At 41.1% G+C, this 16,885-nt stretch carries 13 protein-coding genes; 8 read left to right on the top strand and 5 right to left on the bottom strand.

Features of this window, described 5'->3' with window-relative positions:
* Positions 1-242: 242 nt before the first annotated feature.
* From ACFQZX_RS08045 to ACFQZX_RS08035, 3 genes are all read left to right on the top strand, one after another.
* A complete protein-coding gene (locus ACFQZX_RS08045) occupies positions 243-455 on the top strand; it encodes a hypervirulence associated TUDOR domain-containing protein (RefSeq protein WP_377113562.1) in 213 nt (70 codons plus the stop codon).
* A gap of 112 nt (positions 456-567) precedes the next feature.
* Positions 568-1,332, top strand: a complete 765-nt coding sequence (locus tag ACFQZX_RS08040; protein ID WP_377113559.1) for an ABC transporter ATP-binding protein — start codon at positions 568-570, stop codon at positions 1,330-1,332.
* A 74-nt stretch (positions 1,333-1,406) separates the two neighbouring features.
* Positions 1,407-2,525, top strand: coding sequence for an ABC transporter permease (locus ACFQZX_RS08035; RefSeq protein WP_377113556.1), 1,119 nt, complete (start codon positions 1,407-1,409; stop codon positions 2,523-2,525).
* A gap of 63 nt (positions 2,526-2,588) precedes the next feature.
* On the opposite strand, the gene ACFQZX_RS08030 is transcribed toward ACFQZX_RS08035, so the two are convergent.
* Positions 2,589-3,233 carry an energy transducer TonB gene (locus ACFQZX_RS08030; RefSeq protein ID WP_377113553.1) on the bottom strand — a complete coding sequence of 215 codons (645 nt, stop codon included), beginning with the start codon at positions 3,231-3,233 and terminating at the stop codon, positions 2,589-2,591.
* Positions 3,234-3,370: 137 nt separating this feature from the next.
* Here ACFQZX_RS08030 and ACFQZX_RS08025 point away from each other — a divergent pair, with 137 nt between their 5' ends.
* Positions 3,371-4,108, top strand: a complete 738-nt coding sequence (locus ACFQZX_RS08025; protein ID WP_377113550.1) for a DUF2490 domain-containing protein — start codon at positions 3,371-3,373, stop codon at positions 4,106-4,108.
* A 115-nt stretch (positions 4,109-4,223) separates the two neighbouring features.
* Complete coding sequence (gene eno / locus ACFQZX_RS08020; RefSeq protein WP_377113548.1) at positions 4,224-5,525, top strand: phosphopyruvate hydratase; 1,302 nt, start codon at positions 4,224-4,226, stop codon at positions 5,523-5,525.
* A 231-nt stretch (positions 5,526-5,756) separates the two neighbouring features.
* Here the strand turns inward: eno and ACFQZX_RS08015 are convergent, their stop codons facing one another.
* Entirely contained in the window at positions 5,757-8,333 is a 2,577-nt protein-coding gene (locus ACFQZX_RS08015; protein ID WP_377113545.1) for a TonB-dependent receptor domain-containing protein, read from the bottom strand.
* 179 nt (positions 8,334-8,512) lie between these two features.
* Positions 8,513-11,482 carry a leucine--tRNA ligase gene (locus tag ACFQZX_RS08010; protein ID WP_377113542.1) on the bottom strand — a complete coding sequence of 990 codons (2,970 nt, stop codon included), beginning with the start codon at positions 11,480-11,482 and terminating at the stop codon, positions 8,513-8,515.
* A gap of 110 nt (positions 11,483-11,592) precedes the next feature.
* On the opposite strand from ACFQZX_RS08010, the gene ACFQZX_RS08005 reads away from it, so the two are divergent.
* Both ACFQZX_RS08005 and ACFQZX_RS08000 read left to right on the top strand, forming a co-directional pair.
* Positions 11,593-12,042 carry a DUF1634 domain-containing protein gene (locus ACFQZX_RS08005; protein ID WP_377113539.1) on the top strand — a complete coding sequence of 150 codons (450 nt, stop codon included), beginning with the start codon at positions 11,593-11,595 and terminating at the stop codon, positions 12,040-12,042.
* A 40-nt stretch (positions 12,043-12,082) separates the two neighbouring features.
* Positions 12,083-12,298 carry a KTSC domain-containing protein gene (locus ACFQZX_RS08000; protein ID WP_377113536.1) on the top strand — a complete coding sequence of 72 codons (216 nt, stop codon included), beginning with the start codon at positions 12,083-12,085 and terminating at the stop codon, positions 12,296-12,298.
* Between the two features lie 23 nt (positions 12,299-12,321).
* Here the strand turns inward: ACFQZX_RS08000 and ACFQZX_RS07995 are convergent, their stop codons facing one another.
* Positions 12,322-14,748: an outer membrane beta-barrel protein gene (locus tag ACFQZX_RS07995; RefSeq protein WP_377113534.1), complete on the bottom strand. Its 2,427-nt coding sequence runs from the start codon at positions 14,746-14,748 to the stop codon at positions 12,322-12,324.
* A 196-nt stretch (positions 14,749-14,944) separates the two neighbouring features.
* Between ACFQZX_RS07995 and ACFQZX_RS07990 the strand changes: the two genes are divergently transcribed.
* Entirely contained in the window at positions 14,945-16,231 is a 1,287-nt protein-coding gene (locus ACFQZX_RS07990; RefSeq protein ID WP_377113531.1) for an alpha/beta fold hydrolase, read from the top strand.
* Positions 16,232-16,350: 119 nt separating this feature from the next.
* On the opposite strand, the gene ACFQZX_RS07985 is transcribed toward ACFQZX_RS07990, so the two are convergent.
* Positions 16,351-16,824 (bottom strand): DinB family protein, encoded by a 474-nt coding sequence (locus tag ACFQZX_RS07985; protein ID WP_377113528.1) that lies wholly within the window; start codon positions 16,822-16,824, stop codon positions 16,351-16,353.
* Between the last annotated feature and the right edge of the window lie 61 nt (positions 16,825-16,885).

Here is a 16,885-nt window from a genome sequence, read left to right as displayed (position 1 = left end):
AATAGTTTTACCGACATTTTGCATCTGTTTACCTAATTATTCTATTCCTGGAGGTGGTTTTAGTGCATTTTTGAATGTAATTAAAAACTCATCAACATGATAACTTTATTAACAATATCTGTATTCAACGCCATTTTTGCATTTATAGCCAGTGCGGTTTGCTTTATAGGATTATTAGGTAAAAACATTTTTTGATGTATGGTTTGGCAAACCTATTGCTGTCTTCATATAAAAATAATACTATGAAAAAGGGAGATACCGTTCACTGGAATTGGGGCAAGGGCGACGCCGAAGGAAAGATCGAAAAAAAACATACAGAGCCTGTTGAGAAAAAAATAAAAGGCACAAGTGTAAAGCGCAAAGCCAGCAAAGATGAGCCTGCGTATGAAATTAAAATGGACGAAGGTAAAAAGGTAATCAAATCAGAAAGCGAATTGAAAAAGGGCGGTAAGTAGCCGCCGGCATTAATGGTTTGCTGTATTGTGACTGTGAAAATCTAATTGTATTTTAATGCAATTTTGATGTTACGCTTGCCTTTATTAACCAAATACAGTGCATATTTACAGTATGGCAAACCAACCTATTATCACGATAAAAAACCTGGTTAAAAATTACGGCGATTTTCAGGCTGTAAAAGGTGTAAGCTTTGAAGTTTACGAAGGCGAGATATTCGGCTTGCTTGGGCCAAACGGCGCAGGTAAGACAACTACGCTTGAGATCATCGAAACCCTTCGCGACAAAACATCCGGTGAAGTAATTGTAGATGGGTTCAATATTGAAACTGATGCCTCCGAAATAAAAAAGCGTATCGGTGTGCAATTGCAGGCCGCAGGATATTATCCTAACCTGAACCTGTCCGAACTGATCGTTCTTTTCTCTGGTTTATACGGAGTTGATAAAACGCCTGCTGAAATGCTTGAAAAGGTGGCACTGACCGAAAAAGCTAAAGCGAAATTTAAGGACCTTTCCGGCGGGCAAAAGCAACGTTTTTCCATAGCCACTACCTTGATCAACAATCCACGCATTATATTTTTAGATGAACCTACCACAGGCCTCGACCCGCAGGCGCGCCGTAACCTGTGGGACCTGATACGCGAGATACGCGAAGCAGGTACAACGGTTGTAATCACCACACACTATATGGATGAAGCCGAGGTACTGTGCGACAGGGTAGCCTTTGTTGACGGCGGTCACATTATTGGCATAGACACGCCCGACCATTTTATTGATGAACTGGTATCTAAAGGTTTCGAGCGCAAAAAGCAGGTAAAAGCCGCCAATCTGGAAGATGTATTTATAAACCTGACCGGTAAGGAGTGGCGTGAAGCTTAATACCTGCGGCAGTTTGCAGTTTTAATTTAGCAGTTTGTAGTATTCAACCAATGAACTATTGAGCCAGTAAATAAATGAACCCCAAATACAATAATACCCGTGCAACGTTTGCTATAGCCAGGGCAAGTTTCCGTTCTATTTTACGCAGCCCTTCGGCTGTTGTTTTCAGCCTGGCTTTTCCATTGATATTTATTGTGGTATTTGCCAATATTGGTGGTGGCGGTATGTCTGTAGATGTAGGTGTAGCAAAAGGCTGCGATACCTTGAACCCGGTTTATAAAGCGTTGGCCCAAAATAAGATCATTCATTTGATAAAAGATCAGACAACCGGTGAAATGAGCAAGAACCTGGCAAAGGGATCAATTGATGCGATAATTGACCTAAAGCCTTTTGTGCCCATGAAACCCATTAGCCTAAGCGTACAATACAGTCATGCATCCGGTGATAAGGGTGCGGTTTTAAAATCAGCATTGAACAATATTTTTTACCGGATACAATCTGAACAGTTTAAGCGTATACAACAATTCTCTGGTATACCTATACCAAATGCTGTCGACCTGAAGGAAACCATTGTTACCGGCAGGGAATATAAATATATTGATTTTATATTACCCGGTCAGTTAGGTTTTTCGCTACTTAGTAGCGGGGTATTTGGCACAGCATTCGTATTTTTAAGTTTGCGTATAACATTGGTTATCAAACGCTTTTTTGCTACGCCTGTAAAACGTTCAAGTATAGTACTTGGCGAGGCTATAGCCCGTGTAGTATTTGCTTTGTTAGGTGCTCTGTTTATTATTATTGTGGGTCATTTTGTATTTGGCTTTACGCTGATACATGGCATTACCACCGTGCTGAACATGCTGGTGCTTTGTACCATCGGGCTGATCATATTTATGGGTTTTGGCTTTACCATATCGGGTATCGCAAAAAACGAAAGCTCGATACCCCCCATTTCCAATATTGTAACCATGCCTCAATTTCTATTGTCGGGCACATTCTTTTCTGTAAGTGCCTTTCCTGTTTGGCTGCAACATATTAGTAAGGTTTTACCTCTTACCCATTTAAACGATGCCATGCGCAAGGTAGCTTTCGAGGGTGCCGGCCTCGGCGATGTAACTCATCAATTATTTATACTGTTACTATGGGGAATAGGCGTTTATGCAGTAGCCGTAAAGACATTTAAGTGGGAATAGCTTTGAAAAAGAGTAAAAGATTTAAGATATAAGGATCTTAAATGTAGAACGTGTTCGCGTCTTTTATACAGGCTTTATAAAAATTATGTATTTTTTTGCTTTTCTGTTTTCAGCGGATTGTTCGGAAAAAGATTTTATATAATCGATTTTGTCAGCACTAAAAACGTTGCCTAAAATGGCTTCCGCATTTTTTAAATCATAAGTTTTATCATTTACCTGAAATTGAAATTTGTAGGAAGACCTTTTTAATTCTTTAAGATCAATAATAGGCTTCGATATATCAAATTTGAACGGCAGCGTGAATTTTTGTTCTACTTTTATCCCGTTTTGTATCGCCGGTAACCATCGTGTAGAATTACTTATAGCAGCAATCAGATTTTCTTCAAAACCTGTAGCGCTATCGCTAAAAGCTTTTACATCCTTAATATAACCGTCTTTGCCAACAGTAAAGCCTGCAACTATCCTACCATTAAAGCCAAACAAGCTTACTAACTCCGGTATCTTTATTTTATTGGCAATGTATCCGTAAAAACGTTCTATTCCTCCTGGGAACGAGGCACCTTGTTCAATAACCGAAAATGAATTGGTCTTTTCTAATGCTAAAGTAGCACTGTCTTTTTTAGGTTCAGGAATATTAAAAACCTCTTGCGCAGAGGATTTCAATGAAAATAATGAAAAACTTAATAAAAAGTAAAGAGGTTTAAGCATAAGCAAATATATTTAAAAGGTATTTGATCTTTTATATCCAATCATCCGGATTAACATAAAATTAACATTAAGCCTTCTAAAATTAACATCCTGGTAATATTAACTAAATACTTTTGTATTAAAATCATATTACTAAAATGTTAAAAAACATATCAAGGCTGCTTGTTCTATCGGCCTTTTTTATTGCCTTAACTTTAGCTGCCAAAGCGCAGGATTCCAAATTAGGCACCTGGGGAATCGCCACAGTGTTAATGCCGGGCGATAGCGTCCATCGCTGGGGCGGTTATACTGAATTACAGATACGGAGCAATGGTGCGGGCTTCAGCCAGTTTCAGTACTATGAATATAAAGCGGGCCTAAGTTATGATCTGGACAAAAACTTTATAGCGCTTTTAGGTTCGGGAACGTACCACACATATGATTATGCTGATGTAAGTGCCGGCCCTCATACAAACGAGTTCAGGGTATGGGAACAGATGACCGTTAATCAGTTTCTGACACCACTAAAATTTGAGCACCGTTACCGGGTGGAGCAACGTTGGGTAAACGGCGATTACCGTAACCGGTTCAGATACCGGTTAAACATGTTCATCCCGCTAAATAACACCAAAATTGTAGCCAAAACCTGGTTTCTGTCTGTTTTTGATGAGGTGTTTTTCAACAACAAAGCCCCTAACTTTGAACGTAACCGCGTTTCAGCAGCTTTAGGATATCAGTTTGATAAAAAATGGATATTACAAGCCGGTTGGATCAATCAGCGAAATTATTCAGCCGTTACAAGCAGTGCGAAAAATAACTTGTTATTAATGCTGATGTATCGCATAAACCGTAAAAATAGTGCGGAGCGTGAGCATCTGCCTACTACAAGCGACTAATAACATTAATTAATTGTTACAAATACAAATTAAGGTTGTTATTTCTTGATTTTGCGCTTAACTTAGCCGACCATATTAGTATAGTAAACACTCACAAAACAATACGAAAGATACTATGAGCTTGATAATTGATGTTCATGCGCGCCAGATACTTGATTCGCGCGGTAACCCTACGATAGAGGTAGATGTTTTAACCGAAAATGGTGCCCTTGGCCGCGCTGCTGTTCCTTCTGGCGCATCTACAGGTGTGCATGAGGCTGTTGAGCTTCGCGATAATGATAAAGCCGTTTACATGGGCAAGGGCGTTTTAAAAGCCGTTGAGAATGTAAACGAAAAAATAGCTCCTGAATTGAGAGGCGTTGATGTGTTTGAACAAAATGCTATTGATAGCCTGATGATCAAATTAGATGGATCTGAAAACAAAGGCAACCTTGGCGCTAACGCTATACTTGGTGTTTCTTTAGCTGTAGCTAAGGCTGCCGCACAGGAAAGCCGCCAGCCTTTGTACCGTTATATTGGCGGTGTAAACGCAAATACCCTACCTATCCCGATGATGAACATTGTAAACGGTGGTTCGCATTCTGATGCGCCTATAGCTTTCCAGGAGTTCATGATCATGCCGGCAGGCGCTTCATCATTTTCTGAAGCTTTGCGCTGGGGTACCGAAGTATTTCATAACCTTAAAAAAATCCTTCATGACCGTGGCCTTTCAACCGCAGTAGGCGACGAAGGTGGTTTTGCCCCAACTTTTGAAGGTACCGAAGATGGTGTTGAAACTATCCTTCAGGCTATTGAAAAGGCAGGTTACAAACCAGGTGTAGATATCTTCCTTGCGTTTGATTGTGCTGCTTCTGAGTTTTACAAAGACGGAAAATACGACTATACAAAATTTGAAGGTGAAAAGGGTGCTATCCGTACCAGCGAAGAGCAGGCGGATTATCTTGCCCAGTTAGCTGAAAAATATCCTATCATCTCTATTGAAGATGGCATGGCCGAAGATGATTGGGATGGCTGGAAACTGCTTACCGAAAAAATTGGCAACAAAGTACAGTTGGTAGGTGATGATTTGTTTGTAACTAACGTTAAACGCTTACAACAAGGTATTGATAACGATACTGCCAACTCAATACTGGTGAAAGTAAACCAGATCGGATCGTTAACAGAAACTATTAACGCGGTTAGCCTGGCGCAAACCCACAGCTACACTTCGGTAATGAGCCATCGCTCTGGCGAAACTGAGGACGCCACCATTGCCGACCTTGCGGTAGCCCTTAACTGCGGTCAGATCAAAACCGGTTCTGCTTCACGTTCAGACAGGATCGCGAAATACAACCAGTTGCTGCGTATTGAAGAAGAACTTGGCGAGAACGCCCGCTTTATTGGTAAAAACTTAAAGTACGTTAAAAACAGAGGTTAATCAGCTCTGAAAATAATATTAAGCCCCGGGCAATTGCCCGGGGCTTTTTTGTTGAATAGGATTTTGACAATAAACAATTCTATGATTATGATAAGGAAAGCAAAAAGTATAAGCATTTGTAGCGACGGGGCCTTGTTTGCTTGTGCAATCAGCTGCCTGTAATAATGAATAACAGGCTATAACAAAAAAGCCCTGGATAAGAATCCAGGGCTTATATATGATAAATCTAAGTTACTGACGAGCCGGTGTGCCGCCTCCGGCACCGCCGCCCATGCCGCCTTGGTCACCGCCTTGTATCAAGTCGTCGTTGTTAACGCCTTTCTTTTTCTGGGTAGGTGCTTTAAAGCTTATTTTACCAAAGCTATAGCTAAATGTTATACCAAATGATTGGAAAGGGACCTTGGTATGTGATATCTGGCTAAAGCCTGGGCTTGATATATCCTGGTTAAAGGATTTATTAACCGCGAATGGTTGTACAGTATTAAAGCCAATTGAAGCTTTTTTATTCATGAACTGTTTTTTAACACCAAAAACATAGATACCGAATGACGGGCTGCTGCCTTGTATTGTGCGGCGTGGCGAGTTTACAAAACCAAAGGCTTCAACAATAAAGTCTTTAGGCAGGTTATATTGCGCGCTGCCAAACATGGTATACTGAACGCGGGTTTTAAGCGCATCTTCATTTACAGAACCGGCATATTCATCATAAACGGTAGGATTATATGTAAATACGTTTACACTACCACGGATAGTAAGGGGTTTGATTGGGGTTATTGAACCAAAGAAACTTGCACCCAATGAATTATTTAACGCTACGTTGTTTTGTACTGTACGGGTACCTATTACATTTTTGCCATCAACAATTTCATTAATTGGTACCGCAATGCCCTCAATCAAATCATTAGTTCTTTTGTAATAAACAGAAAAGTTAAGCACCGAAGAGCTGATGAATGTGTTATAATTCAACTCAACTGTTTGAGATACCTCTGGTGCCAGGTTAGGGTTACCTACACTTTGTGCCTGTATGTTGGTACGGTTTATAAAAGGATTCAATACCTGCAGGCTTGGCCTTTGTATACGCTTGCTGTAAGATAATTTAAGCGTGTTTGCACCAAAGGTTTTTTGTAAGGTTAAGCTTGGTATATACGTGTTATAGCTGGCCGTAAACGGATTTAATTGCTGCTGGTTATCGCCACTGGCAAAAGGCGTTTGCGGATCGCCTTTTATCTGCGTATTCTCATAACGGAAACCGGCTAATAACGAATAACTTTTAGGCAATGTAAAAGTGAATACACTGTACCCTGCATAAACGTTTTGGTTATAATCGTAAAGATTAGAATTTTCGGGATCTAAAATTGGGTTTTTGCCATCAGCGTCTAAAGAAAATATGTCGTAAGTACTGCTTATACGTCTTTGGATCGTTTTTCCGCCTGCCTCAAGCTTTAACACTTTACTAATAGGATTGGTATAATCAGCCTGAACGGTGTATTCATTGTTCTTGCCATCGTTATTACCCTGTTGGTTAGGTTGTGGAATTGCCGGAGTAGTTTGTTTACTTGTAAAAATACTGGAGTAATCTGTTTTGATGATACTATGGCTCCACTGGCCAGAAACAGTAACCTCATGACCTTCTTTTTTAAATTTGTGTGTATAGTCAAGGTTCCAGTCAAATCCGCTGAACTTATTGTGATTTAAAGTATTGCCAGCATAAATCAAATTTTTAGAAGGATCATTAAAGTCCTCTATACTATAATCGCCACCCCCTTTTGTATTAAAACCACCATCGTTTATGGCAATAGTGCTGTTGATACTGTTATAGCCATTAAACTCATAACCTGCGCTAACTGTACCTCGTGCGCCATGGCGTTTCATTTCGTTATAGGTATCATTATGGTTGTGCTGATTTATGGTACCGTTATTAATAGTTTGATCAAACACAGTAGTTATTGTTTGCGGCCAGGTAAGGTTACCACCCAGATTAGCCGAAAAATTGAAACGGTTTTTATTGTAGTTAAAGTTAACGTTACCATTGTTTTGGCGTGTACCTACGCCACCGCTTACCGAGCCGCTGATGCCGGAGGCATTTTTGGTTTTTGTAACGATGTTGATGATACCACCAGAACCTTCTGCATCATATTTAGCAGATGGAGAAGTAATTACTTCGACGTTTTTGATCTGATCGGCGGGTATGGTTTTCAACACATCGCTTAAGCTTGCTGATGTAGCGCCTGATGGCTTGCCGTTGATCAACACCCTTACATTTTGATCGCCCCGAATGGCAACGTTACCATTCATGTCTACCGATACCAAAGGAACTTTCTGTAATACGTCGGTAGCGTTACCGCCAGCTGCGGTAAGGTCTTTTTCGGCGTTATAAACAATCTTGTCTATCTTGTTTTCAACCAGGGCCGCCTGGCCAACTACCTGCACCTCTTTCAAAGTTTTAGCGCTTGGGGCCAATACTACGTCACCCATGTTGTAATCCGGTTTAGAAAGCGTAGTTTCTACCGGATCAAATGTTTTTGTAGGGTAACCAATGAAAGATACAGTGATTTTATACTTACCTGCTTTTAAATTATTGATCTGGAAGTTACCCTTATCATCTGTAAGGACACCATTCAACGGCGATTTTGCGCCGCTGCGGTATATTGTTACAGTAGCATAGTCTACCGGTTTTTTAGTAAGCGAGTCGATAACCGTACCCGAAATTTTACCGACTATACTTGAGCCGCCACCACCCGTGGGAAACTGGGCTTTGGCCGTCATACAGCCGAGAATAATTATCAATAGTAATAGTATACGTTTCATGTTTTGAGCGTTTTCGTAATTTGAGGCGAAAATGCCAAAAATGTTACAGTCATAAATCTCTAATTTGTAAAATATTTGTGCCTGTAATGTATATGTTACACTAAGCGGTTTAATGCCAGTGTTTTCAATAACAAAGGCCGCTGTTGGCGGCCTTTGTATGATGGTTATTTAAAAAAGATTTATATCACCACATTTACAATTCTTCCCTTTACTACAATCACCTTTTTAGGTGTTTTTCCATCAAGGTGTTTTTGTACATCTGCATGGCCCAGTACGGTCGCTTCAATATCTTTTGGGTCCATGGTTAAGGGTAAGCTGATGTTGGTACGTACCTTACCGTTAAAAGATATCGGGTAACTGAATTCGTCTTCAACCAGGTAAGCGGCATTGAAGGTAGGATAAGCAGCGGTTGACAAAGAACCGGCCGGGTTGCCTAATAACGCCCAAAGCTCCTCGCAGATGTGCGGCGCATAAGGTGCAAGCACAATCACCAGGTTTTCCAGGATAGCCCGCTTATTACATTTAAGATCAGTAAGCTCATTAACGGCTATCATAAAGCTGGATACAGAGGTATTGAACGAAAAGCGCTCTATGTCTTCCTCTACTTTTTTGATGATCTTGTGCAAAGCTTTCAGCTCGGCTTTGGTTGGCGCTTCATTGGTAACGGTAAAATTCCAGTTGGCATCATGGAACAGCCTCCAGAATTTTCGTAGAAACTTAAATACCCCCTCAATACCATTGGTATTCCATGGTTTGCTTTGCTCGAGCGGACCAAGGAACATCTCGTACATACGCAAAGTATCGGCACCGTAACGCTCAATCAGGTCATCAGGGTTCACTACGTTGAACTTTGATTTCGACATTTTTTCGATTTCCCAGTCACAAGTAAACACACCATTTTCTGATATAAATTCTACATCGAAATTATTATTAGAGAATTTTTCTTTAAATTTTTCAATACTTAAAATATCATTACTTACTATGTTCACATCAACATGCCAACGGGTGATCGATGCAGATTCCAAAGATATTTTACGTTTTAATTTAGAAAGTTTTTCTTCGTATTTCTTATTCAACAGATTCTCTAAATCTTTAACAAACGTATTGTCATTTTTATATTTTTTAACAGTATCAGCGGAAATGTAAACAATAACCACATTATCACCACTGATGTTTGATATGATTTTTTCGCCAGATTCACTGAGTAATTCAATGTTAATTTTATTGATAAAATTACTTCTGCCCTGTATCATCCCCTGGTTGACCAGCTTTTTAAATGGCTCTTCCTCAACAACCTTACCTATATCTTTCAAAAACTTGTTCCAGAAACGGCTGTACAATAAATGCCCGGTAGCATGCTCGCTGCCGCCAATGTACAGGTCTACATCTTTCCAGTATTCAATTACCTGCTTTGATGCAAACTCGCTGTCGTTATGCGCGTCCATGTAGCGGTACCAGTACCAGCTGCTGCCAGCCCAGCCCGGCATGGTGCTTAACTCGTACTCATAACCGTTATACTTCCAGTCTGTTGCCCGGCCGAGAGGCGGTTCGCCGGTTTCGGTTGGCAGGTATTTATCAATCTCAGGCAGTATTAACGGCAAATCCTGCTCATCAAGAAGATAAGGCAGGCCATCTTTAAAGTATACCGGCACAGGCTCGCCCCAGTAACGTTGCCGGCCGAAGATAGCATCGCGCATGCGGTAGTTTATCTTTGCTTTACCTGCGCCAATAGCTTCAAGTTTGGCAACAACAGCAGCGGTAGCTTCTTTATAACCTAATCCGTTTATGAAATCACTATTGATGTATTTACCTTCCTTTGTAGGGTCGGCCTCGGTTTCAATATTTTGTATGTCAATGATAGGGATGATAGGCAAATTAAAATGCTTGGCGAAAAGATAGTCACGCTGATCTCCCGATGGTACAGCCATAACAGCACCGGTACCATAACCAGCCAAAACATAATCGGCAATCCAAACCGGTATTTTCTCGCCGTTAAGCGGGTTAACTACATAGCTGCCTGTAAAGGCACCGGATACGGTTTTTGTATCGGCCATGCGGTCAAGCTCACTTTTCTTCTTAGTTTGGGTGATATAGGCATAAATGGCGGCCTTTTGTTCGGGTGTTGTTAGTTGTTCAACCAGTTCATGCTCGGGCGCTATAACTAAAAAGCTAACACCAAATATCGTATCAACACGGGTAGTGAAAACTTCGATAAAAGGAGCTGGTTGAGAGCTGCCGTTTCCCGGAGAACTGTCCGCTCCGGTTGCACCCTCTAATGGAAACTTTACACTTGCACCAACGCTTTTGCCTATCCAGTTGCGTTGCATTTCTTTTAGTGGCTCGGGCCAGTCAATGGTATCCAGGCCTTGTAAGAGGCGCTCGGCATAAGCAGTGATGCGCATGCTCCACTGCATCATTTTCTTTTGCTCAACAGGATAACCGCCGCGCTCGCTAAAACCGTCTTTCACCTCATCGTTAGCCAAAACGGTACCCAGGGCAGCACACCAGTTTACGGTACTTTCGCGCAGGTAGGTAAGGCGGTATTTTAACAATTCCTGCTGCTGGATTTTTTCAGGCAGCGCCTGCCATTCATCGGCAGTAAAAATTAAGGTATCTTCATCGCAAACCGCGTTAATGCCATCAGAGCCTTTGGTTTCAAAGTGATTAACCAGTTTGTCAATGCCTTCGGCTTTATCCGCATCCTTACTATACCAGCTGTTAAACAACTGCATAAATATCCACTGGGTCCATTTATAATACTCCGGCGAACTGGTGCGCACCTCGCGGCTCCAATCGAAAGAAAACCCTATCTGGTCCAGTTGGCGGCGGTAGGTAGCAATGTTAGCTTCGGTAGTAACAAATGGGTGCTGGCCGGTTTGTATAGCATATTGCTCTGCCGGGAGCCCAAAGCTGTCATATCCCATTGGGTGCAGCACGTTAAACCCTTTAAGGCGTTTGTAACGTGCAAAAATATCAGAGGCGATATAGCCCAGCGGATGCCCAACATGCAAACCCGCGCCAGATGGATATGGAAACATATCCAGCACATAGTACTTGGGTTTATTGGTTATATTTTCGGCTTTAAAGGTGTTGTTCTCGGCCCAAAATTGCTGCCACTTTTTCTCGATATCTTTATATTGATAGTCCATTTGCTTAGTTACACGGTATAAGGTTGCGAAAATACTAAAAACTGCTTACAGATAAACCTTTTACATGCAGAATACACAAAGTCTATATATCCCGTAGTTTAACATTAAAGTTGGCCGGTAGCATATTAAGGCTTATTTTCGGCCTTACCGGCAATGCCGGCAACCAATTAAGAATGGTAAATAAAACATTTAAGGATAAGGATATGCAGGCGGTAATAGGATGGGTATTACGCGCCGGGGTATTGATATCTATGCTTATGGTATTAATTGGCGGCGCTTTTTACATACTCAGGCATGGGCATGCCATTGCAGATTACCATGAGTTTAAAGGTGTGCCGGACTTTGTTGGCACCTTAAGCGGCATCATAAACGGTATCATTACACTGCGCGGACGCGCTATTATACAGTTTGGTATTATGTTGCTGATTGCCACACCGGTAATAAGGGTGCTGTTCTCTGCCATAGGTTTTTTTTTAGAGCGCGATTATCTTTATACTGCTATAACACTTGTAGTACTGCTTATTATTTTGATAAGTGCACTTAGCGGGCACGCAGGTTAAATTTTTGCAAACCTTTTTTATTTTCAGATGCTATATCAATATGCAAAGGCATAGGGTACAGTCATCGGCATTACAAAGTGTGGGTTACGATCCTCAAAAGAAAATACTTGAACTTGAGTTCAGGGAAAATAGCGGTGTATGGCAATACTTCGGCTTTAAACCTTCCTCCTATAAAAAATTCATAAGCAGCGAATCATTAGGACATTTTTTTGTGACACGGATAAAAGGCAAATACCCTGAGCTCAAAATGATGTAATTACACTTAATCTTCGTCAGGCATTAATTACCCATCCTGCGCTGCTCATCTTCGCTGCCTGTAGTGTGTTGCGAAGCTTTTTTAACGGTCTTTTTACCAAAGCGGTAACTAAAGCTTAAGGTTACAACCTGGTATTCACGCCTGTCCAGCGTGCGCATATCCAGGTTTTGATAATTGGTATAAGCCCTGTCCCTGTTGGTTTTAAAAATATCCCTGCCTGTTAAGCTTAATTTTCCAAGTTTGTTCAGTATTTGCATACTAATACCTGCGTTGAGGTAGTAGTTGGCTTTAAATTTATTAATGCCATACCATACCGGCGTTTCATAATGCCCGGTAAGTTCGGCGCCAAACCGGCTGCTGATAGTGAAGCTTTGTTTGGTATTGATGATTACATCCCCTGTACCCTTGTTCAAATTGCCATACTGCGGATCGGCAACATAGCGCTGGTAAGAGGCGTCGATGTCATACCGGCTGGTCCACCAGGATGTAAATTTGATAGGTGCATTAACGCTGATGCCATATACATACGTTTTACCAAGATTCACCTGTGTATTCAGGATAACCTTACTCGCGTCATTTTGCTGGTAAAAGGCAAAAGACGTCCCCTTCATGAAAGATGCATAAAGTTTGGTTGTTATATCCTGGTTATAAGTGTGCGATAAACTGATGTTATTAGTGTACTCCGGGCGCAGGTAAGGATTTCCTGATTGGTAAGTATACAGATCAACAAAGTATAAGAAAGGATTTAAACGATCATAAAGCGGCCTCAGTATTCCCCTTGTAAATGTAAGCGCGTACTCGTTTTTATCGTTATAGCGGTAATTGAATAATACCGTAGGGAACAGATTAAAGTAGTTTCTGTTTGTGATGCTATCTTGTGTTACAGAGTTGCCTTTGGAACGGGTGTATTCGCCTCTTATGCCTGCGTTAACATCCAGTTTGCCAAATTTGCCAATATAATTTACATAACCGGCGGTTATGTTTTCATCAAAAATGAAGTGATTGCTAAAAGTTGGGTCGCTTGTATAAACATTATCTACCATTGGGCCAAATACCAGGTTGTTATCTGTTTTTGTGCTGCTGAACTTAAAGCCGGCCTCTATCCGACCGTCTTTAGGCAATGGGTTAGCATAATCTAAAAGCGCCGACCAGTTATGCATCTTAGTGGGCGAAAGGTTCTGTAATAAAAGCGGGTCGCGATATATATTACCTGATCCGTTAGAAAAATTGTTGGTTATATACTCGTCAGAATGCCGGCTGTTGGTAGTATAAGTAAGGTTGGCAGCAAGCGTTTTGCCTTTTTTATCCAGCTGGCCGGTATAATTGAGGTTGTAATTAAGTGTATGTATATCCCTCTCGAGCAAAGAATTTGCCTTTATTGCAGAATCAAGCCTGCCCTTATTATAAATATCAAGGTTATTATGTTTCTGGTAATCGGCGCCACTTAAGTTACCGCTTACCAAAAAACCTAAAGTATGATTTGCCGACAAGTAATAATCTGTACCGATGCTGAAATTATGGGTAAGGGTTTTATAAACGCTTGTATAATCGGTATTATAGCTGCTGATAACACCTTGATAGGTGATATTGCGGTCGGTATAAAAATCCTTGTACGTTTTGTTGGCCGAAAGATTATAGCTACCAAAAACATTATATTTAACAGTGCGGTTGTTAAACGATATACCTGTACTACCCTTTGCATACCTGCCATAGCCCGCAGATGCGGTAAAAGTTCCGTTAGTACCTATGTTTTTGCCTTTTTTATATATAATATTGATGATGCCCCCGGCTGCAGCATCATATTTGGGTGAGCCGCCGGTGATAACTTCCATCCGTTCAACATTACTGCCTTGGGCACCTTTAAGCAATGAAGCGAGGTCGGCCCCCGAAAGGTTAGTGGCTTTGCCATCAATAAGTATCAGGGCCTGCTGCCGGCCGGTAATGCTGATATTGTCATTGTTATCAACTCTTACTCCGGGCGATTGGCTTAAGATATCTAATACCGACTGCCCATCGGCAATGATACTGGCTGCAGGGTTGATGATCAGTTTACCGGGCCTCACTTCTACGTAAGGTTTTTTGGCAATTATTGATACTTCTTTAAGCCCGTTGTCACGTGCAGGCAAACTAATATCCGGAACAGTTATATCTGCATCCCTGGTTACATTTACCCAACCGGAATAAGTTTGCTTATAACCCAGCATGGTAGCTAAAACTGTATATGTGCCTTGTTTAATGTTAAAAAAACGGTAGGCGCCTTTCGCGTCAACAAGTGCGGATTTGATTATTGAAGAGTCGGGAAGGCTAATTAATATAGCTGTAGCGGCAGCGGCAGGCTGATTAGTATTAACCATTACCTTCCCATGTAATGAAGAACCCTTTTGGGCGAAACAAAAATTAAATAAACTTACCAGGATTGCTGTTAAGACGCCACCAAATTTAATAGTCATTAATATGTAGTAGAAGTTTGCCTTATAGTTATCCTCTTAATGGATTTTAAATATAACAACAATATTACAAAGGTTAACAGTATTATAACATTTTATGCATCTTAATAATAAATGTTGACTTTAGTTGCAGGTATGAAACCGCTGCTATATGATAAATTATTATTTTAGCAGCTATTGAGTATTCAGTACTGTTATTATGAGAAAGTTTTACCTCTTAGGATTTTTAATTTCTTTCGTTTTACGTTCGGGAGCGCAAACGCCTCCTGCCGGATATGTAACTGCGGTTAATAAATTCAAACAGTTTTATAACGCAGGTCAGCCTGATAGCATTTTCAATATGTTTAGCCCCGAAATGAAGGCCAGCCTGCCCCTTGAAAAATTTAAACCTACAACCATACAGTTAAAATCGCAGTTAGGAAATTTAAAGAAAGCCGATTTTGTAAAATACAGCCAACCACTCGTGGTTTACAAGGCCTCGTTTGAGAATGCAGTTTTCCTGCTGAACCTATCATTGAATAGCCAAAACAAATTGACAGGCTTACTGCTAAGCCCTTATGTAGAGCAAAGCCCGGTGAGTTTTCAGATGGATGCTTCTCTGAAAGAATCGCCCATATTGCTTAAAACCTTTACCGGTAATATCTCGGGTACGCTAACTACGCCTAAAGATGCCAGCGGTAAGATACCTGTTGTTTTAATTATAGCCGGCTCTGGGCCAACAGACCGTGACGGTAACAGTTCAAAGCTGGGCTTAAATACCAATGCTTATAAAATGCTGGCGAACGATCTGGGTAAAGCAGGTATTGCATCACTGCGTTACGATAAACGCATGGTGGGTGAAAGCACTACTGCTGCCAAAGAAAAAGACCTGCGTTTTGAAGATTATGTAGATGATGCGATAGGCCTTATCAATATGCTGGCTAAAGATGAGCGTTTCTCAAAGGTTATAGTGCTGGGCCATAGCGAAGGCTCGTTAGTGGGTATTTTGGCTTTACGCGGGCAGCCTGCCGATGCATTTATATCTGTAGCAGGTGCCGGCCGCCAGGCAGATGCCATTGTTACAGAGCAGCTGAAATCGCAGCCTAAGTTTGTGCAGGATAATTTTAAAACCATGCTCGACAGTTTGAAGAAAGGCAAGTTTACCGATAATATTGACCCTAAAATATATGCGGTAGCACGGCCAGACATACAACCTTACCTGATGTCGTGGTTCAGATATGTTCCGGGCAAGGAGTTGAAGAAGGCTAAAGTGCCTGTGTTGTTGCTGCAGGGCGCAACAGATCTGCAAGTGCCGGTATCTGATGCCGAAGCGCTGAAAAAAGCGAAATCAGATGCCCAACTGGTTATCATACCTAATATGAACCATGTTTTAAAAGAAGCGCCTGCAGACCGCGACCAAAACCTGGCTACGTATACCAAACCAGACCTACCCCTTAAACCCGAGCTGGTTACCAGTATTGTGACATTTGTAAAGGGGTTGAAGTAATCTGAACTCGAATTTAAGAAGCAGCCTATTGCAATGTGGAATTATTAAAAATGCTATAAGCGCTTAAATTATTCAATAAATTCCTTAATTCTTTAAATTCGAGTTCAGATATCAACATCTTATTTCCAAATTCCGAGCAATCTTCTCAGCAATATAATTTCTGCTGTGTGATAAGCATTATGGTCGGCAATTTGTAATGCCTCACGAAGGATGTTTTGCCCATCGCCATGTGGTATCTTTTCGTAAATATCTCCACTTTTAATTAAGGAGATAAACTCACTTCTGTCGGTATTTATTTGTGCAACTGTTTTTTCCCATGCAGCATCATCGGCAGGTGCAGCATCTTTTGGCCAGTAATCATCCGGCCATTTGGGCGATTGATGGCTGCCATCCTTGCTAAATTGCAGCATATCCCATTGTGCTATACGTATATGTTCGGCCAGTTGCCATATACTATAAGGCAGGCCGTTTGGTTTGATACCTCGTGCATTTGCAGGAATGCCATCGAGGGCGTCTTTAAGTGTAGCATGTGCGCCGCCACCTTCAATCACCTTAATCAATTCAGCTATTAAAATATCGTGTTGATTGCTCATAAAAAATGTTTTATTGTTAACAATTGTGCTACGTGTTTGATTTATCTCAATCAAAGTTTTA

It is taken from the genome of Mucilaginibacter litoreus (assembly GCF_042676805.1).
GTDB classification, from domain to species: Bacteria; Bacteroidota; Bacteroidia; order Sphingobacteriales; family Sphingobacteriaceae; genus Mucilaginibacter; species Mucilaginibacter litoreus.
The sequence above is the reverse complement of the archived record's forward strand: the minus strand, read 5'-3'. Positions and strand labels throughout refer to the sequence as shown.

What these genes read in the sequence shown, in the direction of transcription:
- ACFQZX_RS08010 (WP_377113542.1), bottom strand. Translation starts at nt 11,482, where the DNA reads ATGGACTATCAATATAAAGATATCGAGAAAAAGTGGCAGCAATTTTGG.
- ACFQZX_RS08025 (WP_377113550.1), top strand. Translation starts at nt 3,371, where the DNA reads ATGTTAAAAAACATATCAAGGCTGCTTGTTCTATCGGCCTTTTTTATT.
- ACFQZX_RS08000 (WP_377113536.1), top strand. Translation starts at nt 12,083, where the DNA reads ATGCAAAGGCATAGGGTACAGTCATCGGCATTACAAAGTGTGGGTTAC.
- ACFQZX_RS07990 (WP_377113531.1), top strand. Translation starts at nt 14,945, where the DNA reads ATGAGAAAGTTTTACCTCTTAGGATTTTTAATTTCTTTCGTTTTACGT.
- eno (WP_377113548.1), top strand. Translation starts at nt 4,224, where the DNA reads ATGAGCTTGATAATTGATGTTCATGCGCGCCAGATACTTGATTCGCGC.
- ACFQZX_RS08035 (WP_377113556.1), top strand. Translation starts at nt 1,407, where the DNA reads ATGAACCCCAAATACAATAATACCCGTGCAACGTTTGCTATAGCCAGG.
- ACFQZX_RS08040 (WP_377113559.1), top strand. Translation starts at nt 568, where the DNA reads ATGGCAAACCAACCTATTATCACGATAAAAAACCTGGTTAAAAATTAC.
- ACFQZX_RS07985 (WP_377113528.1), bottom strand. Translation starts at nt 16,824, where the DNA reads ATGAGCAATCAACACGATATTTTAATAGCTGAATTGATTAAGGTGATT.
- ACFQZX_RS08030 (WP_377113553.1), bottom strand. Translation starts at nt 3,233, where the DNA reads ATGCTTAAACCTCTTTACTTTTTATTAAGTTTTTCATTATTTTCATTG.
- ACFQZX_RS07995 (WP_377113534.1), bottom strand. Translation starts at nt 14,748, where the DNA reads ATGACTATTAAATTTGGTGGCGTCTTAACAGCAATCCTGGTAAGTTTA.
- ACFQZX_RS08015 (WP_377113545.1), bottom strand. Translation starts at nt 8,333, where the DNA reads ATGAAACGTATACTATTACTATTGATAATTATTCTCGGCTGTATGACG.
- ACFQZX_RS08045 (WP_377113562.1), top strand. Translation starts at nt 243, where the DNA reads ATGAAAAAGGGAGATACCGTTCACTGGAATTGGGGCAAGGGCGACGCC.